The following is a 22,671-nucleotide window of genomic DNA, read 5'->3' as shown; positions in this document are numbered from 1 at the left end:
CTTTAAGCGCATAGCCTTCTTCGAGGTGTGGCGCGTTCAAGGGTTGGAACCCTCTCGGCTGCGCCAACGAGCCGCACGAAGCCATAGCTATTTGGCTCAAACTTAGCTTCCCATTCTGGCTCTAGTGCTGCTTTTGCTAGGGCTTGCGCTGCCCTATCGTCCATTGTGGGGATACCTAATGGGCGTTTTTGAGTCTTTCCAGGTTGATCAATCCAAACCCTTCTTACTGGTTTTGCCTTTTGGTTGTTTATACGTCTGAGTTGGTCAACAAGTTTCAGGCGTTGTTTGGGTGTTAAACTTTTCACTCCATCTATGCCTGCGGTTTTCTTGCCCCTGTTATCCTGAGTCACCCTTCGGACGGCAAGCATTCTAGCCGACCAAGATTTCATCAACGTTTTCTGAAGCTTACGGATTGCCTTATCGTCTCCACGTTGAGAGGCTTGATAGATGCGTTTTTGGAGCTTGAAAACTACACTTTCGAGCTGGCGCCAGTTGATTTGTTTCCATCCCACAGTTGCTTTTGGCTCTGTATTAGGCATATACACTCATTATTAACTACTCTATCTTCCAAATCTTCGTGAGACTGTCAGCGTATCCTTGCCATTACAGCAAGGCGTTGGCTTCTGTCTCAATCCCGCCTCCGTACAACGTGCGGCTAGCTACCTACTTGAGTATCGACCTGCTCAAGAGAAGTACGGGGGTTACTACGTTCCTAACAGCCTTTTGTTTGAATCCTTAGAGTGGTACTGTTCGCCGGGTTTATGGGAAGTGCTTGTTGGACAATCTACCAGTTGCCAACTCCCTATCCTTGCCCCTTTTGGGGTCTCCCAGTGTATCAGTCTGATTTCACAGGTTTTCCATGACGACGATTCGGATGTACCTTTGCTTGCGCTGCTCATAGATTCTTGCTAGAAGGGATTCTCAGTCAGACTCCTGAGTTACCTCCACTTAACTTCCCCGCTTTACCCTCATAGTTGCAAATTCTGAAGATAGGGGTAGCGCTTTCAACTATGCACCTTAGCGATAGGACTTGATATTATGAGCGTTGACGTGCTTGTCTTCGTTCTCTTGCTGTCTTAGCCATTGGCTCGGCAAGATTCTCACCTATAAGGCTGTTAAGTTGTCAAGGTTCTGTATTTCTCGCCTTTACGATTGGCTAGTAACCTTGCTCCGCGTACACTTCAAGCTGTTAGGCTATCCATTTTTGCGGAAACGTATCGCAGAGTAACTTTTGAACCGGGGTCAATCTTTAAAGTGACAGGCTGCGGGTCTTGAACTACCTTTTTTTTCAAGATTATAGTAAAAGGGTAAAGCCTGAAAACTTTACATTTGCCAACTTTTAACAGTTTGCGTGCCAAAGATGGTTTGCATGGTGTTAGTGGTTTGCGGTTAGCATCTAGAACAAAAACGTAATTTGGTTGGATAGACATTGTTGTGTCCCTTCGATTTCTCGTAAAGTTCGCTTTGCCAATGTTATAAGGGCTTTTTACGCTTGCAACACTATTGAGCGTGACCTTAGAATTGTTTAATTGCAAACAACAGAGCCCAAAACTAGCGTCGCATTTTCCGGTGTTTTGACCCCAACAACGTAGCCAGTTAAGGCTTAGGCGGGTAAGCATGGCTTTAGCTTATTTGCCAAAGCCCCGTGTCTTCAGACCGGGGTTGCTTACTTTCAGTATCCAGCCGCAGGGAAGAATAGTTTTGAGATAGCCGCGCCGCACTCGCAACGCTGGGAGCATTTAACTTCTAAAATAACTCAAAACTCAAAACTCAAAACTATTGTTTCGCCGGCCAGGGAATCATGGGATCTTGAGCCAACCGCTTAGAAACTGCAACAGCACCGTAACGGTTGAGGTGGCTGGGGTCGGAAAAAGATTCCCGCGCCTGGGGCCACAATAAACTTTTATCTAGGAAAATTAGTCCGCTTTGAGCTGCTAATTCTTGCATATATTGCCGGAATTCTTGTTCGTAACCTGTCCGCACCGGGTCTAAATAATCTTCAGTCAAAGGCATATTGACAAACACGAAATTGATGTTGCGAACTTTGGTAAATTCGATCAGGTTTTTGAGTGCTAGAGCTTGTTCGCCTATCAATTTAAAATCTTGATAGTCGGAGTCGTAATAGCCAGATACTTTCGGGTGCTTCTGAAAGTAAGTATCGGGATTGAAGCGTATATCGATCGGCAAAAAGCCATTTGGTTCAAACTCACTGGGTTGTTTGCCCGCAGCAGTTGGCTGGGAATTTTCAGTTGTTTGTTGACCCAGGGCTGCGGTTTGGGGGCTCTCGGTTGCAACAGGGGCTGATGGATTGGCGATCGATCGCAAAAACCCTTTGAGCCGATCGCGCTGTTTGTAAGTTGCAGAACCCTCCACCAACTTTTGACTCACCAATTGCTGAACGTTAGCTTGAGCTTGTTCCAAATTCTGCACCAATTCAGTCACAGTCACCACCGGATTTTTTGCACTCGGATTCGATCCTTCGGCATCTAATTCATTGGTGCGGATCAGAAAACTACCCCGGGACAATTGCCTGTAACCTTCCGAAGAAGCGATCGCGCTAAAAGTCAAATCCGGCCGCCCGCTGTTGAGAGCCCTCGCCCCATCCGCCAACACCAGCAATTTTGGCAATTGTTGCGGCGGCAAAATCCGGCGGATGAGCGAATCTACAACCTGGAGAGTAGCTCCATTAACCCCAAAATTGTAAGCCCTCAGCCCCGGGTAGCCCGAAGCTGCCAAAGCTGTTTCCAAAACCGCCGGGTCTATGCCCCGCAGCGCCCTCGAACTACCGACAATTAGAATATCCGGCGGTTTTTTGTGCAGGTGGATGTACTCTTGATAGCGCGCTATCTGCTCGTCAAGCTGCTCGCTCCTCAAAGTCGGGAACACGGGTGCTGCAGAAACATCAGCTACAGGAACGCTAGTATTTCCCGGTTTCGTAAACCCTGAGCCATTGAAAGCCTCGAACCCGTTCGCTTCGGGCAACGGCTGCAACGGAATTTGAGGCAAATTCACCTCAGAAGAAGGGGGAACGGGGTCGGGGGTTTCGTTCGCAACAGGGGCTGTAACGCCGCCAAAAGCCTTGGGGGAGGGATTTTGACAATTTTGATCGCTGCAAACTTCCGAGGCGCTAGGAGCTTGACTGACCGTCGCAGATTGCAGAAATAGACCCAAGAGCCAATCGGTATTGAATGTCAGCAGACAGCCGGCGATCGCCCAAATCACAGCCATGCTAGCGGCGCGATCGGCTCTCACGCCCCCGGGAGCTGCAGCATTTGTGGACAAACCATCGTTGGGAACAAACAAACCCGAAGCGACAAGCGGTTGCACTGCAGCTTGAACTAACTGCTCGCCCAGATTGTATCCGGGGAGTCTGATTTTGAAGCGGGGTCGCCAGGAGTTGGGCACGGGCGCGTCGAACACCAAATTCTCGCCCAAACCCGAAAAACTCCCATCCTCCGCCGGCGCAAACTCCGGCACTGGTTCCTTTTCCAAGACAGCCAGTTGCGAGGGAGCCGGTGCGGGTGTCGCCGCTGATTCCTCGTCAACCGCCGTTCTCAGGTCAATTGCGTAGCGCCACAGGGGCTGTTTCTGGCCGGCGCGGCGCCCGTAGACTCGCACCCCTGCCACTCCCGAAATTTGTAACTGCCGCAAGAATTTAGCCACCGGCGGCCCTACCTTCGACTGAGAAGGGCAAGTCAGAGCTTCTGTCATGACGTGCAGCACGTCGGCTTTTTGCAGCACGACGGCCCGAATCCCTCCAGTTTCCAGCTTGCGTCTGAGACTGGGGTTTAGCAACCTGTTCAATAAAAAAGTCAGAGCCAATTGGTCGCCCTCTGCTGCCAGCGTTCTGGCGCTCGCCGCCAAGTCGGGGTGGTGGGCAGCAGGCAAGTCCACCCAGTCTATCCACACCGGCGACTCGGGATTCGCCTCAAGGCCGCTGGCTGGTTCTACGCCGTAGATAGTAGCTGCGCGGAGGCCTTGGGGCGCGAAGGAGGCTAACAAAGGGGCGATCGTGTCGGTGGTTTGCTGCCGGTCGGGGTATTCTTGCCGTTTAGGCTTTTGTCCTTTTTTGGCAGTTTTGCTGCAAAACAGGTGGAGGGTTGCTTCTTTGAGGGTGGCCCGCACTTCGACTCTCGATGGTGCCAAGTGTTGGTTTAGCAGTTTGGCGATCGCAGGCACGTCTCCCCACCTGGCCCATTCCTTGAGAATTTTGTCCGGCGAAGTCAAATCCACCCGCAGCAGCCAGTCCGCCTTCGCTTCGCCGCTCACTTGGCAGCAGATCGCTGCTTCCCGGAAATCCTCTAGTTGTAGTTTCCGCAGCCTGCTGGCGATGGGTTCGGCCAGCAATGAGGGGTCGGGGCTGTAAGCTGACTCGCACACCACCAGCAGCCGGCGTTCCTTGGGCTCGATCTTTTCTGGCGCCTGAGGCGGCAGGGTTTCCCGGCTGCTTTTGAGTTCTTTTTCGCGAATGCTTACTTTCACCGAAACTCCCATCGGCCCGAGGATTTCGCTGAGATAGCTGGCGATCGCCTCTGGATAGCCCCGGCGCGCCAAAGTTTCCGGCGAAACCGTCAATGTTCCACGGCGATCGCCCTCGCCTGAGTCGGCTTCGGGGGATTCAATCAAAGCTACCGCGCCGCGGTTCGCCTCATGCCCGGGGGGAACGGCGGAACTAACAGCGAACCGCGTCGCAGCAGCCGCGGTGTCGATCGTCACGGGGGAAGTTTCAAAAACTTCTGGGTATTGAATCCGTTTGGCGACGGGCAGACTTTCGGCGTCAAAATCCAGTTCTTCCCGTACTTGCGGCGCGTGGGCCGATGTTTCTACCGGTTTTTGTGTCTGTTTGACTTTGCGGTTTTCATAATTAAATTTGCCGAATAATCCGCCTCTTTTTGGGCTATCTGGCGGTTCGCCGTCGGGGGGACTCGCTGGCGGCGGCACTTCGGCCACTTTTGGTTGCGGTTGGCTTTGCTGTTGCTGTCGCCCAGGAGTGCTGCAATCGAGTCGGACTGTCCAGTCATTTTGTCGGGAACCGAGTTTGCGGCCGCACAGAAACAACTGGTAAATTTTAGGTCGATCGGGCAGCAGTCGCGTTAAATCAGTTTGTTCGATCGCAAGAGTAAATCTCGCCGTCACCAATTCTTGAGACGGACACTGCGCTGCTTCGCACAAAATGTGCAGGTGATTTCCCCGCAAACGCGCTTGTACTTGAACTTCCCGAAGCCCTAAAGCTTCCCCGGCCCACTGCGAGGCGGTCGATCGATTGTCTGCCAATATGCTCCCGTTCGCATTCAACATGAAACTCTAAATTTTGCCAAAGCTGGTTTTGTTTTCTAGAAATAGCACAGTTACAGATTTTACAGACAATTATTTGATTTGCCGAGCCTAACCGTTTTGTCTGGTTTAAGCCATGCTGGACTTAGTGTCTTGCCTTGTAGCCCCTCGGCTTCGAGCCGTTGGGGAATATTTTTTTGATAATACCTCGACATTTTGGCACAGATAGGTCCAAATTAAGCCAAGCAACAAGTTATTCGTCATTAGTCATATCGTTTCCGTTTGCATCCGAATAATAATTAGACCTCTCTCATTATTCTTGTGGAACAGGTATGATGCCTGTTCAAGACTGGCTTTTCTGGAAATGTCTATTATTTTCCGACTGTAGTGCTGTGGTTTCGCCATGCTCCGCGGAGAGAGTCGCACGATCGATAGCATTCGGAGAGTATCCCGATTGTATACAAAGCGTTTTTTGCGAGTCCGAGCTTAAGATCTCGCGAGAAGATATTTATAGACTTGGCTGCGCGGGGACGATCGCTTGCAGGATATCTTTCGTCGGATGTCACATGATTCGATCTCAGAAGTTATTAGTCAGAAAGCAGCGGTCAAGATGATTATTTGCCCTTTGACACTCCGGGCGCCTGAAGGCGCGAGGATTCTTGGATCGATCGGTCGAACTTATCTCTGTTTTGTCACCACCAATGAGTAGAGATCGTTCTGTCCCCAAGCGTTAATTTCGGTGTGCCCCACCGTATTTAAAGTGATTCCTGTCCACCTCAAACCTTTCGCCAAAATATTGCGAGCGGCATTGCGATCGCGATCTAATACCGCGCCACAACTACAAATATGGGTTCGAGTTGACAACGTTTTTTTAACAGTATTGCCACAGGCTGAGCAATCAACAGAAGTATACTCAGGAGCAACCGCAATTACTGTTTTACCGTACACTTGGACCAAGTATTGCAGCCTGAAGAGCAAACTGATACCACGCTGCATCGCTAATTGATTTGGCAAGCTTGTGGTTCTTAACCATATTCCTCACCTGAAGGTCGACCTAGGCCAAAAAATCGCGCTTATTTTACCGCGCCGGGCGCCGTCTTTATGGCGAAGTCTTTGCGCGGCCTGCTGACTTTCAGATGCTTTCTTCCCAACTTCTCGATCGCTTTTTTACGATTGCTAGAACCTTTCTTCTTCCCTTGAAACTCTTTTCTGCAAGCGTTTTAAAGCTTTTTCACTTTTGCGAAGATAACGAGGGTTGGGAACTGTATCACCGCTACTATCGGTATAGAAATGATTCAACCCCACATCTATTCCAATAGCTTTACCCGTGGGAATAGATTCCTCTATCCGCTCAACGTTGATAGATAACTGAGCTCCGTAGCCGTCGGCACGCCGAATGACCCTAACTCGTTTAATCTCGTTAGGTGAATAGAAATGCAAGTCTCGACTACCGATTAATTTGAAAGTTCCAGCAGCAAAACCGTCCGTAAATGTTAGGCATCTTTTATCGGTAGAAAGCTTCCAGCCTGATGTCTTATACTCTACGGAACGAGTATGTTTTTTGAACTGCGGGAATCCTTTTTTCCCTGGCTTCTTAGCTTGGCAATTAACGAAAAAACGTTGGATAGCCAAAATCACACGTTGGACCATCGCTTGACGCGCCATCGAGTTAAGTTTGCCCGCCCATTCAAACTCTTTTGCCATGAGGGCACATTGTTTGTAGAGGTCAGACAGCTTAGCTCCTTGATTGTCGGTCCAGTATCTAAGAGCTTTGTTTCTGACAAATTGAGCTGTGCGGATCGTGTCGTCGATGACCCGGTATTGCTGTGCTTTGCCTTTCAACTTGAACTCTAATACAATCATGGAAGTATCGTATCGCATTTATAGACTGCTGTGGCTATAAAACAAATTTTAAAGAATCTTTACACTCTCCGACTAAAGCCAGAAAATTTTCAGACAGACTTAGGGAATTAAAGCGGTCCTAGAAGGACAGGGCTTTTACCCAAAATTCCGGTAAACTGAGGATTAGGGATTGACACAGGAGGAATTTATGCCGTCGGAAAACCAAGACTTGCTCAAAACTCAAACACATAACAGTCCAAAGTTGCCAGTTCCCTCAGACATTTTATTGAGCTTGGTCGCTTTACCAATGCTGGGCGGGTTGGTGGCGGCCGCGGCGGCTGCTGAGTTTGTTGCGTCGATCGGCATTGAAAGCGAAGAAGTCTTTCGGGGATCGCGCCTCCCCGTGCTCAACTTTCCTCAATCACAGGATTAGAAAGCCCAAGTCCGGATGCTGCAGCTAGAAGTTAATTTTTTTGACCCCGCCCAAAAACGGATACCAGCCCCCGACTTCTGTCGTGGAGAGATCAAAATTTTCGACCCTAGTTCAAGAGCCCAGATTCATCTTTGAAGTAAATCTCAAATCGTAAGGGCGCGATCGCGACTTGACGCTCGCGCTCGCCGAACGTCTCACGCGATCGCGTCTAAAATCTCAAATCGCCAGTCAACCGACCTAAAAGCTTGACAATCGGTACAATCGGTGCTGTGAGAATTGGTTTTTCCTTTTTGTAAATAAGTGCCTTTTACTTTCTACTTTGTAATAAGTTGTCTCAAATTTGACTGCAAACAAAAGTGTTTTAGGCGAAACTAAACAATACAATTTTCTTGACACCCGCAGCTATTGAGGAACAGCCCGATGAGTTCAGTCCTCCAGTCTTCAGAACAGGCTATTGAAGCAACATCTATTTCCCATTTTCCCGCTTACTCAAAATCAGACCTGTTTCTGCGCAATCGCCTCAAAGTAGTAGAGGACTTGTGGGAATCGGTGCTGCGACAGGAGTGCGGGCAGGAATTGGTGGATTTGCTCCAACAAATGCGATCGGTCAATTCCGCCGAGGGACAGGCCACTCAGTTTCGCGAGTCGAATGTGGTACAGCTAATCGAAAAGCTCGACCTCAACGCCGCAATCCGCGCGGCTCGGGCTTTTGCACTGTATTTCCAGTTGATCAACATTGTCGAACAGCACTACGAACAGCGAGACCAACAGCTAGCTTACGCTAGCAGCAACGACGCTGGGGGGCGGATGTTTTCTAAGCTGCCCGGACAAGCAACGGATGCCCCCGATCGCCCGCGCCACAGGGAAGGCCCGGGTTCCGCCCAAACGGCTCCTCGCGGTGCAGACAGCAGCGAGACAATCGCCCGAGATGCCGGAACTTTTCACCAACTGTTCCCGATGCTGCAGCGCTTGAACGTGCCAAGCCAGCAAATCCAGCGCTTGATCGATCAGTTGGACATCCGCTTGGTATTCACCGCTCACCCGACGGAAATTGTCCGCCACACGATCCGCACCAAGCAGCGGCGAATGGCGAAGATTCTCCAACAGCTAGACCAAGTTGACGAGAAATTTCAGGCCATCGGAACCGACTCTGGTAGCCCCTACCCGGTTTCTTGCTGGGAAGCGGCCGCTCTCCAAGAGCAACTGATGGAAGAAATTCGCCTCTGGTGGCGCACTGACGAACTGCACCAATTCAAGCCGACTGTGCTTGACGAGGTGGAATACACTCTCCACTACTTCGAGGAAGTTCTGTTTGATGCTATTCCCGAACTTTACCACCGCTTAAAGCAAGCGCTCCACGCTTCTTATCCTTATCTGAAACCGCCGAGTTACAATTTTTGCAAGTTCGGTTCTTGGGTGGGATCGGACAGGGATGGCAACCCTTCTGTGACTCCGAAAGTTACTTGGCAAACGGCTTGCTATCAGCGCCACTTGGTGCTAGAGAAGTACATCGGCGCGGTGAAGCGGCTGAACGAACTTTTGAGTTTGTCGCTGCACTGGAGCGACGTGCTGCCGGAATTGCTCGAATCTCTCGATCGCGACAGATCGGAATTTCCGGATGTTTACGAGCAGTGGGCGATCCGCTACCGCCAAGAACCTTATCGGTTGAAGCTGGCCTACGTGCAGCAGCGACTGGAAAATACGCGCGATCGCAATTGGCGGCTCTACAAAGGAGACGAGTTGCAGCGGGAACGCGAAGCTTTGTCAGAAAATCCCGGAATGACCGGCCTTTATCGATCGGGCGCTGAGTTTTTGACCGAGCTGCAGCTCATCGAGCACAATTTAGTGGAAACAGGTTTGAGCTGTCGGGACTTGGAAAATCTGCTCTGCCAAGTAGAAATTTACGGGTTTAATTTGGCTTACCTAGATATCCGCCAAGAGTCAACAGTACACTCCGACGCTTTGAGCGAAATTGCTGAATACTTGCAAATTTTGCCCAAGTCTTACAATCAAATGTCAGAATGCGATCGAATTATTTGGCTCGCAACTGAACTGCAAACTCGCCGCCCTTTAATTCCAGCAGAATTGCCCTTTTCTCCCAAAACTTGCGAGACGATTAATACCTTCCGAATATTGCGGCAAATGCAGCAGGAGTTTGGTCCGGAAATTTGCCAAACTTACGTCATCAGCATGAGCCACGATGTCAGCGATTTACTGGCGGTTTTGCTGTTAGCAAAAGAAGCAGGACTTTACGATCCGGCGACAGGAATTAGCAGCTTTCAAGTAGTTCCCCTGTTTGAAACGGTGGAAGATTTGAAAAAAGCGCCGGAAGTAATGGAGAAAATATTTGATTTGCCACTTTATCGAGCTTTGCTAACAGGAGGATACGCGCAGGAAATAGCAGAAAAAAGCGAAGAGAATCTCCCAAACCCAATCCAAACTCTCAAATTGCAAGAGGTGATGCTGGGCTATTCGGACAGCAATAAAGATTCGGGTTTCCTCAGCAGCAATTGGGAAATCCACAAAGCTCAAAAGGCTTTGCAAATGGTTGCGGAAAAATACAATGTAGAGTTGCGGATTTTTCACGGCCGAGGCGGTTCTGTAGGGCGCGGCGGCGGGCCTGCTTACAAGGCAATTTTGGCTCAGCCTGGAAAGAGTATTAGCGGGCGAATTAAGATTACCGAACAAGGCGAGGTTTTGGCTTCTAAATATTCTTTGCCGGAGTTGGCACTTTACAATTTGGAAACTGTGGCGGCGGCGGTAATTCAAGCTAGTTTGCTGCACACTGGTTTTGATGGCATCGACCCTTGGAATGAGATTATGGAGGAGTTGTCGGCGCGATCGCGATCGCACTACCGCCATTTAATCTACGAACAGCCGGATTTAGTCGATTTCTTCCACCAAGTTACCCCGATTCAAGAAATCAGCCAGTTGCAGATTAGTTCACGCCCCGCCCGTCGCGGTGGCAAAAAAGACATCAGCGGTTTGCGAGCAATTCCGTGGGTGTTTAGCTGGACTCAAAGCCGCTTTTTACTTCCTTCTTGGTACGGTGTCGGCACGGCTTTGCAAGAGTTTTTGCTGGAGGAACCGGAAGAGCACATGAAACTTTTGCAGTATTTCTACTTGAAATGGCCGTTTTTTAGAATGGTAATTTCTAAGGTGGAAATGACTTTATCTAAGGTGGATTTGCAGATAGCAGAACACTACGTGCAGGAGTTAGCTTTGCCGGCTGACAAGGAGCGTTTTAAGGCTTTATTCGATCAAATTGCTGCCGAATTTCACTTGATTCGCGATTTGGTTTTAACTATTACCGGACACCAACGTTTGTTGGACGAAGATCCGGCATTGCAGCGTTCGGTGCAGTTGCGAAATGCGACGATTGTGCCTTTGGGTTTGTTGCAGGTTTCGCTGCTGAAACGCTTGCGGCAGCACGGTAGTAGCGGGATTCCGGGGGTGATTCACTCGCGTTACAGCAAGGGTGAATTGTTGCGGGGAGCTCTGCTGACGATTAATGGTATTGCTGCGGGGATGCGGAATACGGGCTAGGGAAATAGTTGTGAGTTTTGAACAAATTGTGAGACGCACTCCCCCACCTCGCTCAGGTGGGGGTTAGGAACACGCCGGATCTCAGTCATCAGTGCCCTGGCTCTTGATGTATGCAGCAATCACATCTAGTGATGCACCGCCCCCGGAAACCGCACAATACCCACGCTTCCAAAAAACAGGCTTCCAATAATAGGGCTTCAGTTCTTCCGCATACCGCTTTCTGATTTCGCGACTGGTGACTGTTTTCAGTGTGTTTGACAACCTCGAAGGTGCAACATCAGGGGCCATATCTATCAATAGATGGATATGGTCTTTCAGTTTCAAGTCAGCCTTAGCCTCAATCAGATAGCATCTATTTTTCTCGCAGATCCCACGGCATAGCTGAATAATGTCAGATTCAATCTGTTGAGTCAGCACCGGATGACGGTACTTTGTGACAAACACCATGTGGGTATGGAGGCTGCAAACACTGTGAGCAAAGCTCCTTAAAGTTCTTGTCATTCTGTACGCTATAGGCTACACTATGATTATTATGGCACAGAAAGCAGCACCCAACACTATCAGAACCGACAAATGGCGGATTCTTCCATCGGTAGAGCAAAGACAATATTTGCTGAACACCGTGGCGGAATATCGGCGTTTGTCACGATTCTTGGTGACGGTGATTGCTACGCACTGGCCGCAATTGGGAGTTTTGTCGAACGACAACTTGATACCAGCGGTAGAAAGATTGGTTCATGCAACTGCTAAAAACCCTGCCATCAAATACCCTCAAATCGGCCAGTGTTTCCACAAATTCCCCAGTTACTTAAGGCGGGCGGGGATCATGTTTGCTACTGGTCAAGTGAGTAGCTACATGACTCGATACCGGGACTGGCAGTCCGGTCAGAGTCGCAATCGGCGAGACGCTGGGCCGCCTACACTCAATGCTGATTCAGGTTGTTATCCCGCCCTTTACAAAGGGCAGTGCTTCAAGCTGCATGGATTTGAGCAAGTAGAGATCAAGGTTTTCACGGGGACTGATTGGGTGTGGATTACCATGCCAATCGTCTCAAGGCGTGAGCGCCACTTGGTCGCGACCAATCAAATGAAGTCCCCATCCTTGATTGTCAATGACCGGAATTGTCATTTGTCAGTGCCTTTTGAGTGTCACCCTGAAAAAGTGAAAGGCTCAGGGCTTGTGGTCGCGGTCGATTTGGGGATGAACACAACTGCCACCGTGTCAGTAGTGAGTCGAGACGGTACTGTAATCCACCGTGAATTCATTCACGCTGGAAGAGACATAGACCGTCGCGATCAGCGCCTGAGATCGGTTTCTACACGCGCTAAAAAGACGATGGGTAAAGGTGGTAGGCTCGGTAAGGGCTTTTGCAAGAACACCTATCGCAAGTGTCGAAATATCAACCAACAGATCGGTCATCTCGTCTCAAAGAGAATCACCATGATTGCTCAGGCTTATAGCGCTGATGCGATTGTGTTTGAGGATCTTAAAGGCTGGAAACCGAAGGGTGGCAAGAAACGGTCAAACCTGAAACAGCGCTTTCATGGGTGGCTCAAAAGCCTGATTGTGGAGCTCACACAAAGAAAGTGGGCTGAATTGGGCGGGAAAACCGTCACCGTTATTGCCGCTTACACGTCCAAGCTAGCCTATGACGGGTCTGGACTGGTTAAGCGCGACAAACAGAATTATGCTTTAGCCACGTTTTCTAGCGGCAAAAAATACAATTGCGACCTAAACGGTTCGTACAATATCGCCGCTAGAGGCTGGCAAAAACTCGATAGCCGAAAGGACTACGAGAAGCGTCGAGCGTAAAAAATCTGGACGCTTGCCTAGAAGCTGGGCTTGCTTATGCGATCTGTGGACTGTAGGTAGTTCCAGATTAGCATAGACACCCCCACCTCTAAAAAGGTGGGGTGAGCTTCATTTAGTGGTAAGGTGCGCCTTGCGCACCCTGCTACTGGTAGTTTCAGTATTCAGCCGATCGCCCATTGGAGTCGCAGCCATAGAAAACTGTTCGCTATCCTAGCTGAGATTTTTTTATGTCTAAACGCAAACAGTCTGAAGGTTGTCGCCCGATGCTGCGGCGCACTTTTTTATTTTTAACGGGCATAGCTTTGGCGCGGGTTGCGGCTGACTATTTTGCGATCGCCCAAAACCGAGATAGTTTCTTGACTCTCGCGGGTCAACTTTGGCAAAAGTCACTCGCTTTTTTATCAAGTATACAATCAAATCAAACTCCTCAACCTCTCCCTAACAATCCCATTGTAAAATCTGGAAAAACCAATCAACCTCTGCCGAGTAATCCAATTGTAAAATCGCCAGAAAGTTCTCCTGCAGCGCAGCCGTCTCAACCTCAAATTATCAGACGTTCCGCTAAGCAAGCAAAACCCGTCCAACTCAGCAGCAAAAATGTAGCTGGCGCAAGTTTTTATCTCACAACTATTGACCTCGCAGACCCAGAAATTTTTATCACAATTGGGTTAGCTAATAATGCAGCTTTTGCAAATACTTCTAAAGTAACGCGGGGCGATGAACCTTTTGAAAATATGGTGGCGCGTTACAGGGCTGCTGTTGTTGCTAACGGGACTTTTTTTGGTAAAGATGGGCAGAAATCTGTGCTGGGAAATATGGTGGCGGCGGGTAAGTTTCTGAAGTACAGTCGATGGGAAAATTACGGCACGACTTTGGGAATTAAAGCGGGAAATCAATTGGAAATGGTGACGGCGAGAATCGAAGGTAAGCCGGATTGGGGTCAACATTGGTTTTCTCTGACTTGCGGGCCGAGATTGGTTAAAGGGGGGAAAGTTTGGCTGTCTCCTTTGTCGGAAGGTTTTAAAGATTCTCATGTTTTGGGCGTGGGTTCGAGAACGGCGATCGGCTTTCCGGCTTCGAGAGATAAGTTATTTTTGGTGACTTTTCTTGATAGTTTGTCTTTGGAAGCAGAAGCTAAAGTTATGCAGGCGATCGGCTGTTTTGAAGCGATGAATTTGGACGGGGGCGCCTCGGTGGGTTTGGCTCATCAAGGGCAGATTTTATTGCCGCCGGGACGGAATTTGACGAATGTGCTGGTGGTTTACGATCGCGAATATCCAGCGCCGGCTCAGTTAAAGCAGTCTTGGGAACGCTTTCAAAAGGGATCTCGACCAACGCCGGACAAATCAGTGTTTTTTGATTGATATAGCAGCAGGAAGTTCGGCTTCCGTTGCACGCGATCGTTAGGACGAAAAACTCATATTAGTTCTCAAAGACCAAAGGAGGTGGTACAAGAAATTTATGATTTACTACTAGAACCGAAGAGCTGTACGGTCATTAATTTTTCTCTTCAGCAAGCAGCGCAGGTGTTTCACCATTGCGTCATTCTTTTACTGGAACATTACGAGTTATTCGTCGCGCTATCCAAAAAATTCAGCGGTTACAACCACAAGAACTTCCCTTTTTTTTTAGTTGGTTAACTTGGGAGATTATCAATCAAATTATACCGGAAAGAGTGAGCGAGAAACAACCCAAGAGTCGTGAAAAAGCCTGTCTCAAAATTTCGCTCAAAACAAGTTAAACACAGAGGTACTGGAATCATAATGAATCCTCCTGTATTTATTGTTTTAAGCACTGCATAGCCCTTAACTGAACCGTATTGGTGTATAATAGCCACGAGAAAGGCGCAACTCTCTTGAAATCAGTAGTTGAGGCTCTAGGAAGCGATCGCAAACGAGGTGAAATAATGGCAGACGCATGTTGTGGCCCCGGTTATGCCTCCCCAGAAGCAGCGATAAAAGCAGACCCGGAAAAGCTGCTATATACCATTGCTCTTTACACGGGAACGGGTATTGAAGCACCCGACTATCTAGCAACGGTCGATGTTGACCCCGCATCTGGCACCTACTCCCAGGTAATTCATCGCCTACCCATGCCCTATATCGGCGACGAATTGCACCATTTTGGTTGGAATGCCTGTAGTTCCTGCCACGGAGATGCCAGCAAGTCCCGCCAATTTTTGGTGGTACCAGCGATACGTTCCAGTCGCATCTATATTGTGAATGTGGCTGACCCCAAAGCGCCCAAACTTCATAAAGTTATTGAAGCAGAAGAAATTAAGCAAAAAGCCAATCTCACCGCTCCCCATACCGTTCACTGTTTGGCAAATAGTCAGGTAATGATCTCCATGTTGGGAGATAGCGAGGGCAACGGCCCTGGCGGCTTTTTACTATTAGATGAAAACTTTGATATTAGCGGTCGTTGGGAACATCAAGCCGATGCCATGAAGTTTAATTATGACTTCTGGTATCAACCGCGCCATAACGTCATGGTCAGCAGCGAATGGGGCGCACCTAAAACCTTTTATCCCGGTTTTGATTTGAACGATGTTTCGGCCGGAAATTACGGTCGCCAACTCCATTTTTGGGATTGGCAAACCCACGACATCGTGCAAAGCTTTGACTTGGGTGAAGAAGGTTTAATTCCCTTAGAAGTCCGCTTTCACCACAATCCCGACAGCACGCACGGATATGTAGGAGCCGCACTCAGCAGCAATATCTGGCACTGGCACAAAAATAACGGACATTGGCAAGTTAATAAAGCCGTAGATATCCCTTCCATTGAGTTGGAAGGTTGGCCTATCCCCGTTCCTTCGCTGATTACCGATTTGCTAATTTCTTTAGATGACCGCTATCTCTACTTTTCTAATTGGCTGCACGGCGATATTCGCCAATATGATATCAGCGATCCGGCTAATCCTCGGCTGACAGGTCAAGTTTGGTGCGGCGGTTTATTAGGTAAAAGCGGCGAAGTCCAAGGACGTAAACTGGTTGGGGGGCCGCAAATGTTGCAACTGAGTTTAGATGGCAAACGGCTTTATGCAACCAACTCGCTATTTAGTACTTGGGATAATCAGTTTTATCCAGAATTGGCTAAATCGGGTTCTTATATTCTGCAAATTGATTGCGATACTGAAACTGGCGGACTTTCTATTAATCCGGACTTTTATCTTGATTTCGGTGCTGAACCGAATGGGCCATCCCGCGCTCATGAAATGCGCTATCCAGGAGGCGATTGTACTTCGGATATTTGGATTTAGTCAGGATGTTGAAAAGTTATCGCATTGAATTGTTGAATCGCAATGGGTTCGCAATAGAAGTCCCAGAAAACCAGTACATTCTAGAGGCAGTTGAGCAAGCAGGGTTGCGCTTACCCGTTGGGTGTCGCTATGGTGCTTGTATTACTTGCGCGGCTAAATTAATTCAAGGTGAAGTAGACCAGTCTGCGGCAATTTGTCTTAAACCGGAACAGATTACAATGGGTTACGTGTTGCTTTGTGTCGCCTATCCCCGTTCAGATTGTCAGTTTGAAGTGGGTAGAGAATGTCAGGATGCCCTCTATGTTAATCCGTTTAAAACAGAGATTTGTTTAAAGCAGCTCAAAAGTTAGTTAAATGTCAATACGGTTCACGATCGAAGATAATTGCTCGGCGCGCACCTTACTTAACCGAAAAATCTCATAGTCTCTGCGATTGCCACGCGGGGACGGCTGCAGACAAAAAACGTTAAGTGAACCGTATTGTTCTATAACCAGTGGTTGGGATAGGTTCTTTCTGCCGCTAAATTATTAAAGATGACGGCGCACAAGACCAAGATTATTGATCCCTCAAAAGCAGGTGTTAGCAAAAATTTCCAGTCTGGTTTGGTCATCATGACGACTAAGGCAACTGCTCCCGAAGGCGGATGTAGTGTTCTGGTAATCTGCATAATGCCGATCGCACTAGAAACAGCCATTCCCATCGCCCAGGGAGAAGAACCGACAAAATGCAGGATCGTTAAACTGGTGAGAGCTGCTAAGAAATTGCCCCCAATGACATTCCGGGGTTGAGCCAAAGGGCTGTCAGGGACACCAAAGATCAGAACGCTTGTGGCGCCAAACGGAGCCATGAGTAAAGGAGAATTAGTTTTTACAGCAAGATAGGACGTTGCAGTGATTGCCAAAAAACTGCCAATCCAACTCCAAAAAATATGCCGAGGGTGAGGTCTGTCTATTGGGCAGGTCAACGGACACGATCGCCATCTCCCAAAGGTTTTAAACCAATAACTTTCCCATTTCAGTTGAATTTTTTTACGGTCAATCATAAATCAGGTTAGTTGATAACCAGGCTTCTTAAATTGTCTGAACCAGCGTCCGGTAAAGTTAAGATATCATAACACTTGCTCAAAAAGTAGTTAAAGGCACAGATTTTTTACTTATATGCCACTCAAGCAGCAGCTAACCAGTTTCTTTGCCCACTGCACGGTGTCGTTTACTGGGTAAAACCTCTGCACAGGCTGACCATAAATCACGCTCCGACCACCGCACATTGACGGTAAAGCCTATGCCGCGACTGCCACAAACAGCCAGCGGATGCCCAGTTGCGCTCTCCAATATGAACGCCGACTTCGAGAGCGGGTTTGGGCATCGGCTGGTCACACCCACTGCTTGTTGCCGGAAGTGGTTCACCAAGGACCATAGCTCATCCATGTGCATTCTCAGACGGCGTTTCGGCTTTGGGCGCGCTGGCACTTTTTTCTCCACCTGCTGGTATTTCGCGTTGACCTACTGTTGCAGCTAGAGTTCGGAAATCTGCAAGGCACGGGAGGCATATATTTACCGGAATCCTGCACCGGGAGGCTATCAATCTGAGATAGTTGTTGCAGATAATGCTGCGATCGGAATGCTAGCTTTTCCTGAGATTGAATTTAGTTTTTCAGAACTGTTTTTGCCTGTTTAGTTTGTGTTTGAGCTTTAACCGCAGATGGGAGCAGATGAGCGCAGATGGACGCAGATAAAGAGTTATAATCAAGATGTTTTGGAGTGGTTTAAATCTTAAGGTTGAGGTTATGGGGAGATATATCGAATGCAAGATTAACGGCGAATTTGAATACGTTTGGAAGTATGTACTTGGTGGTCAACCATCTGAGATGTATAGGATCTACGAAGAACTTGGTGTAGGTGAAGATCACCCTGTTCGTTATCGTTATGAATTCTCAAAAAATGAAGAGGATGAAGATGATTTGACTTATGAGTATGTGGAAACTCGCCAAGTAGCAGACGGAGATATTTTGATTTTGAATCGCAAAGATATTGAAGAACTCAAGATATGGCTTGAACTTCTCAAACAAGATAGCGAGAAAACCAAAGATAGGTGGTTCATTTCGATGGTTGAAGCTATTAAAAACTTTATGCTTAGATACCCACATCAGGAAGAATTTGTTCTAGAAGGCGATTTCTAAACTGTCAGAGCGGTCGAACATTTCGTTGGAGCGGAACGACGAGAGGTTATTGGTTAGAGTTAAAAAAGCGATCTGCGTCGGCTCAACTTTACGGAGAGTTTTCCCACTCGGCGGTAAGCTTGCGGAAATTGTATTTAGATGCACCGGGATGACAAGTAACGCAACTGCTGATATTTGCAGGTTGTGACATTTTGACTTTGGGGTGTAGAGCTTTGAAATAGCGAGAGTTGGCGGCTCGATAGGGGACTTCTTCGTCTTTGGCTTGGGGACGGGAAAAAGTTTGTAGGTAGTTCCACACTAGCAGACGGGACGGGTCTACTAGCAGTTTGATGGTTTGCCCGTAGTGTTCGGAATCTTGCAGCAATCTGCGCCAGGTTTCTGTTGGCAATACTTGCGGCGGTAAACCGATGTGACAGGTGGCGCAGTTTTCTAGGTACAGTTGCTGTCCGAGTTGGTAGCGATCGGGAATTCGATCGACTGTGCCATTATCCTCAATTGCAGACACTTGAGCAAGTCGCGCCGGAGTGTGGTCGGCGGCTGTCTGGGCTGCCACCCATCCGCCTCCGGTACAGCAGACAATTATCAACACCAGCAAACTTGAGTAAAGCCCCCGCCAGCTACGAGAACGACGCTTGGGGGGGTTTTTGTGGTTCATGGTGTTTCTGCCTTCTCGCTGCTAATTTCTGCCTTTTCGCGGCGGTTTTTTTGAGCCTGCATCGATTTGTTGCCTAAATCACTGGTATGCTCATGCCTTCGCGGGCCAAGCAGCCATTGGCGAAGGCTGCCTGCACCTCTGCTTCTACGCCATCGAGAAAATTGTCGTCGTGACTCGGATCGTGGTGAAACATCACGATCTTTTTGACTCCTGCAGCTTTCGCTATTTCTACTCCTGCTTGCCAAGTCGAGTGTCCCCAGCCGACTTTCGGGGTTTTGAAGTTGTAATACTCTTCGTCGGTGTAGTTGGCGTCGTAAATCAGCACGTCGGCGTTGCGAGCTAGGTGTACTACATTGTCGTCCACGCGATCGGGAAAATGTTCTGTATCGGTGCAGTAGACGGCCGTGTGTCCCCCCCAGGTGACTCGATATCCGATCGCGGTGTTGGGATGGTTGAGCAGTGCCGTTTCTATTTTCACATCGTCGAGTTCGAGAATATCGCCCGGAGTCAAATCGTTGAATTTGAGGTCTGACTGCATCACTTGGATGGGGACGGGGAAATTGGGGTGCAGCATTTGGTCGGCAAGACGCTGTTTGATTGTAGTGCCGTTGGGGGCGATCGCTCCGTAAATGTGAAAGCAGTTCCCCGGGATAAAGGCAGGAGTAAAGAACGGAAACCCTTGAATGTGATCCCAGTGAGTGTGGCTGAAAAACATATGGGCTTCCACGGGCATTTGCCGCAGCAGGTTGAGACCTAGAACTCGCAGACCTGTGCCGCCGTCAAAAATCAGGCGTTTTTTGCCCAAGCGCATTTCTACGCAAGAGGTGTTCCCTCCGTAGCGAATTGTTTTGGTGCCGGGGGTGGCGATGCTGCCCCGCACGCCCCAAAACTGAACGACAAACTCGGTCAAAGGACTATTTTCCATAGTGGCTTTGTGATCGGAAGGCTGTGGATTGGGTTGAGAGGGTGCGGAATCTGGCATCTTTTTTAGCTTTGGGGGCAGGAACTTGGGAGCTGAAATCTTAGCTTTTAGTTTTTAGTTTTTAGTTTTTAGCAATCCGTACTATAAAGCGCTTTATCCCGAAAGTATCCGAGTGCCGAACACTTGGGCTATTAGAAGTTTAAACCGTACCGGTTGGTCTAGGAGATTTCACGCTTGAGAGATTATTTTTTGCACCCTGCGGGCTGCCCGGCGCGTTCTGTGTTCTGAGATTAAGATAGCGCCTTTCCAAGAGTGTTCGGGTAAAATTTCCTATAACATAGAACTCATTCCCCGGGGGTAGAATTTGCGCTTAATCTTACTCTATGAGTAGTATTTTTTTCAAGATAGGGGTCCGGGTGGCGTTTTGAGGAATGCCGTTCCAATGACTCGGCATTCACTACTGATTTGACATTCTAGCCACCCGTTCCTCGACTGCATCCCTAGACCTGCAGCGGTCGCCTTAAGTTCGGCCTCCTGAGTTTTTAGTCGGGTTGCAGTCGAGGAGTGCGGGTTAGGGGCTTATTTGCTATCGGCTGCGATGCATTTTTCCACTAACGGCATTACTTGATCCACATCTTGCCAACCCAGAATTTCGGTGACTTTTTTCTCCAAATTTTTGTAGGTTCTAAAAAATTCGGCTATTTCGTCCAAGCGGTGGGGGGCTACGTCTTTTAGGGACTTATAGTGAGCGTAGCGCGGGTCTTTGTCGGGAACGCACAAAAGTTTCTCGTCCCTGTCGCCTCCATCGATCATTTCTAGCATTCCGATCGGGCGAGCGGCGATAATGCACCCTGGAAATGTGGGCTCATCCATCATCACCATGCCGTCGAGGGGGTCGCCATCATCGGCTAAGGTATTGGGTATGAAGCCGTAGTCGCACGGATATTGGACAGAGGAAGAAAGCACCCGATCGAGTGCAAAGGCTTGCATCTCTTTATCAAACTCGTATTTGTTTTTGCTACCGGCGGTAATTTCGATCAGGACGTTGAGCAGTCCTGGTTTCGGCTGTGCCGGAATTAGCGATAAGTCCACAACAATATCTCCAAGTTAACAGATGATTGGGATGAGTGCTACTTGCCAAATCCCTTTGATAGCATTTTACGGGCGATCGCGCCGAACCGGCTGCATGAGATTGACCGAAAGCGGGCGAGTGCGATCGGTGTGGCACAATTTGAGGATGATTCTTGTGGAGTGTCCCGCCTGCTTTGAAAATACACTGGACGGGCGGGACGCCCATCCCACAGGTTGAGGGCGCAATGCTTTGTTTTGGCGAGGGAGATATTTTCACCTCGATATATTCTTTTTACCGTCTCTCAAAGTTCTTTGAATTTTCAATCCCAACCACTGGCTTACTTCTGTTGCTAACCACTCGATTTCTGATTCACTTAATCCCTGCTTCACTCCTAGTCGATATTTTTGGTTGCCGGCTTTAATAATCATCTGAGAAACTTTGTATCCAATTTGTTTAATTTCTAACTGGCAAATGTCCTGTCTGCGCGCAGGCTTGGAATTATTCCATCTCAACCCCAGCAGATGGCTGCTAATTGAGATTTGCTGGCGATCGATTCTGAGACGCAATTCCCGAAATAGCGCATAGAGAAGTGTTACTACTACAGCAGCTAGCAAACTTCCTGAGAGCATAATTACCGAATTCCTCAGTAAATTATTGAGGTTCCAGGGGTACTTGGAACCACCCATCCCTAGAATGGTATTCGCAGTAACCGCAGCCGAAAACAGGGCAATTAAACTAAAACCGACTCCCTGTGGCGGAATTATAGTTTCTATAAACTCCGAATTTTTTGTGAGTTTAATATCGCTTTCTGGCGGCTGCACTGCCAGAGGATTTTTGTTAATTTTGTTGATAATAAAGGGATTTTCGTCGAGCGAGCGCAATGCTTCCTCAGCCGAAGATAACCGTATTTCCAAGCTCGGTTCTGTCATCCACTCCAGCCAATCAATTAAATTAGGATTGAGCTGCCCGGCCCGATGGGCAAATTGAATTCTCAAATCTTGCTGTGGCAGTTCCGTGGGATGCAAACCCGTTACCAAATAAATTAAAGTTGCACCTAAACCGTAGAGATCCGAAGCCGGAACGGATCGCCCCCCAAATTGTTCTGGTGCCATATATCCGTAAGTTCCGACTACCGTAATTGTCCCGCCAAATTTTGCAGCTTGGTTCTGCACAGAACCAAAATCGACTAAATAAACTTGTCCCGCCGAGTTACCGGATCTGCTGTGCAGTAAAATATTGCTAGGTTTAATATCGCGGTGAATAACAGGCGGATTTTGCTCGTGCAAATACATCAAAATTGCTAACAGCGATTTGGCTAATTCTTTCACCTCACTTTCGCTAAAAGTACGTCCTGCTGTTAAATGCTCTTCCAAACTTTTTCCCTCTACATAAGTCTGTACCAGGGCAAATCCTTTGCTGTGTGGTTCGTCAATTTCCAGGTAGTCGAGGTAGCGCGGAATTGCTGGGTGAGAAAGTGTTTTTAAAGTTTCCGCTTCCCGTTCAAATAGCTTGAGGTTTTGCCATTCAAAATCGCTGCCGAGGAATAGCTGTTTGATCGCAACTAATTTTTGAGTTTGCAAATCGCGAGCGAGCAGCGTGTGGCGACCGGTTTGTTTTCCCAGTTGCCGCTGCACTTCGTAGCGTTCTGCTAATATTTTGCCAGTCATGTTTTTTAC

15 protein-coding genes and 4 pseudogenes are annotated in these 22,671 nt (G+C 48.5%); 9 read left to right on the top strand and 10 right to left on the bottom strand.

The features are described 5' to 3' along the window. Window positions 1-77: 77 nt before the first annotated feature. The 4 genes and pseudogenes from QUB61_RS24535 to QUB61_RS24520 form a co-directional block, all read right to left on the bottom strand. Window positions 78-539 (bottom strand): annotated as a pseudogene (locus QUB61_RS24535) (reverse transcriptase N-terminal domain-containing protein); the annotation flags it as partial. Window positions 540-1,223: 684 nt separating this feature from the next. After that, window positions 1,224-1,430 (bottom strand): annotated as a pseudogene (locus tag QUB61_RS24530) (RRXRR domain-containing protein); the annotation flags it as partial. Between the two features lie 346 nt (window positions 1,431-1,776). Then, a complete protein-coding gene (locus QUB61_RS24525; protein ID WP_333132841.1) occupies window positions 1,777-5,298 on the bottom strand; it encodes a hypothetical protein in 3,522 nt (1,173 codons plus the stop codon). Between the two features lie 654 nt (window positions 5,299-5,952). After that, window positions 5,953-7,137, bottom strand: a pseudogene (locus QUB61_RS24520) (RNA-guided endonuclease InsQ/TnpB family protein). A gap of 169 nt (window positions 7,138-7,306) precedes the next feature. Between QUB61_RS24520 and QUB61_RS24515 the strand changes: the two are divergent. Both QUB61_RS24515 and ppc read left to right on the top strand, forming a co-directional pair. Further along, window positions 7,307-7,549 (top strand): hypothetical protein, encoded by a 243-nt coding sequence (locus QUB61_RS24515; RefSeq protein WP_333190149.1) that lies wholly within the window; start codon window positions 7,307-7,309, stop codon window positions 7,547-7,549. A 420-nt stretch (window positions 7,550-7,969) separates the two neighbouring features. Next, window positions 7,970-11,095 (top strand): phosphoenolpyruvate carboxylase, encoded by a 3,126-nt coding sequence (gene ppc / locus QUB61_RS24510; protein WP_333132839.1) that lies wholly within the window; start codon window positions 7,970-7,972, stop codon window positions 11,093-11,095. An 81-nt stretch (window positions 11,096-11,176) separates the two neighbouring features. Here the strand turns inward: ppc and tnpA are convergent, their stop codons facing one another. Continuing rightward, window positions 11,177-11,596 carry an IS200/IS605 family transposase gene (gene tnpA / locus QUB61_RS24505; protein WP_333132838.1) on the bottom strand — a complete coding sequence of 140 codons (420 nt, stop codon included), beginning with the start codon at window positions 11,594-11,596 and terminating at the stop codon, window positions 11,177-11,179. Window positions 11,597-11,627: 31 nt separating this feature from the next. On the opposite strand from tnpA, the gene QUB61_RS24500 reads away from it, so the two are divergent. The 5 genes and pseudogenes from QUB61_RS24500 (at window position 11,628) to QUB61_RS24480 (ending at window position 16,517) form a co-directional block, all read left to right on the top strand. Then, on the top strand, window positions 11,628-12,908 hold the full coding sequence (locus QUB61_RS24500; RefSeq protein ID WP_333132837.1) for a transposase: 1,281 nt from the start codon (window positions 11,628-11,630) through the stop codon (window positions 12,906-12,908). Window positions 12,909-13,135: 227 nt separating this feature from the next. After that, entirely contained in the window at window positions 13,136-14,272 is a 1,137-nt protein-coding gene (locus QUB61_RS24495; protein ID WP_333132836.1) for a phosphodiester glycosidase family protein, read from the top strand. A 39-nt stretch (window positions 14,273-14,311) separates the two neighbouring features. Continuing rightward, window positions 14,312-14,541 (top strand): annotated as a pseudogene (locus QUB61_RS24490) (IS4 family transposase); the annotation flags it as partial. Window positions 14,542-14,814: 273 nt separating this feature from the next. Beyond that, window positions 14,815-16,167: a selenium-binding family protein gene (locus QUB61_RS24485; RefSeq protein ID WP_333132835.1), complete on the top strand. Its 1,353-nt coding sequence runs from the start codon at window positions 14,815-14,817 to the stop codon at window positions 16,165-16,167. Window positions 16,168-16,175: 8 nt separating this feature from the next. Then, window positions 16,176-16,517, top strand: a complete 342-nt coding sequence (locus QUB61_RS24480; protein WP_333132842.1) for a 2Fe-2S iron-sulfur cluster-binding protein — start codon at window positions 16,176-16,178, stop codon at window positions 16,515-16,517. 134 nt (window positions 16,518-16,651) lie between these two features. Here QUB61_RS24480 and QUB61_RS24475 read toward each other — a convergent pair whose 3' ends face one another. Continuing rightward, window positions 16,652-17,209 (bottom strand): HPP family protein, encoded by a 558-nt coding sequence (locus QUB61_RS24475; protein ID WP_333132834.1) that lies wholly within the window; start codon window positions 17,207-17,209, stop codon window positions 16,652-16,654. A 708-nt stretch (window positions 17,210-17,917) separates the two neighbouring features. On the opposite strand from QUB61_RS24475, the gene QUB61_RS24470 reads away from it, so the two are divergent. Then, complete coding sequence (locus QUB61_RS24470; protein WP_333132833.1) at window positions 17,918-18,346, top strand: hypothetical protein; 429 nt, start codon at window positions 17,918-17,920, stop codon at window positions 18,344-18,346. An 88-nt stretch (window positions 18,347-18,434) separates the two neighbouring features. Here QUB61_RS24470 and QUB61_RS24465 read toward each other — a convergent pair whose 3' ends face one another. From QUB61_RS24465 to QUB61_RS24455, 3 genes are all read right to left on the bottom strand, one after another. Beyond that, entirely contained in the window at window positions 18,435-19,001 is a 567-nt protein-coding gene (locus QUB61_RS24465) for a diheme cytochrome C (RefSeq protein WP_333132832.1), read from the bottom strand. A 73-nt stretch (window positions 19,002-19,074) separates the two neighbouring features. Beyond that, window positions 19,075-19,983 carry an MBL fold metallo-hydrolase gene (locus QUB61_RS24460; protein WP_333132831.1) on the bottom strand — a complete coding sequence of 303 codons (909 nt, stop codon included), beginning with the start codon at window positions 19,981-19,983 and terminating at the stop codon, window positions 19,075-19,077. Window positions 19,984-20,502: 519 nt separating this feature from the next. Then, window positions 20,503-21,015: an inorganic diphosphatase gene (locus QUB61_RS24455; protein ID WP_333132830.1), complete on the bottom strand. Its 513-nt coding sequence runs from the start codon at window positions 21,013-21,015 to the stop codon at window positions 20,503-20,505. Between the two features lie 31 nt (window positions 21,016-21,046). Between QUB61_RS24455 and QUB61_RS24450 the strand changes: the two genes are divergently transcribed. Continuing rightward, window positions 21,047-21,232: a hypothetical protein gene (locus QUB61_RS24450; protein ID WP_333132829.1), complete on the top strand. Its 186-nt coding sequence runs from the start codon at window positions 21,047-21,049 to the stop codon at window positions 21,230-21,232. Between the two features lie 35 nt (window positions 21,233-21,267). Here QUB61_RS24450 and QUB61_RS24445 read toward each other — a convergent pair whose 3' ends face one another. Next, the gene (locus QUB61_RS24445; RefSeq protein ID WP_333132828.1) at window positions 21,268-22,662 is read right to left on the bottom strand and encodes a serine/threonine-protein kinase; all 1,395 of its coding nucleotides are present in this window, start codon (window positions 22,660-22,662) and stop codon (window positions 21,268-21,270) included. Window positions 22,663-22,671: the final 9 nt, after the last annotated feature.

The sequence above is a fragment of the Microcoleus sp. C2D2 genome (genome assembly GCF_036702495.1).
In the GTDB taxonomy this organism is placed as follows: Bacteria; Cyanobacteriota; Cyanobacteriia; order Cyanobacteriales; family Microcoleaceae; genus Microcoleus.
Note: the sequence above shows the minus strand (reverse complement) of the source record. Positions and strands in the feature narration are given on the sequence as shown.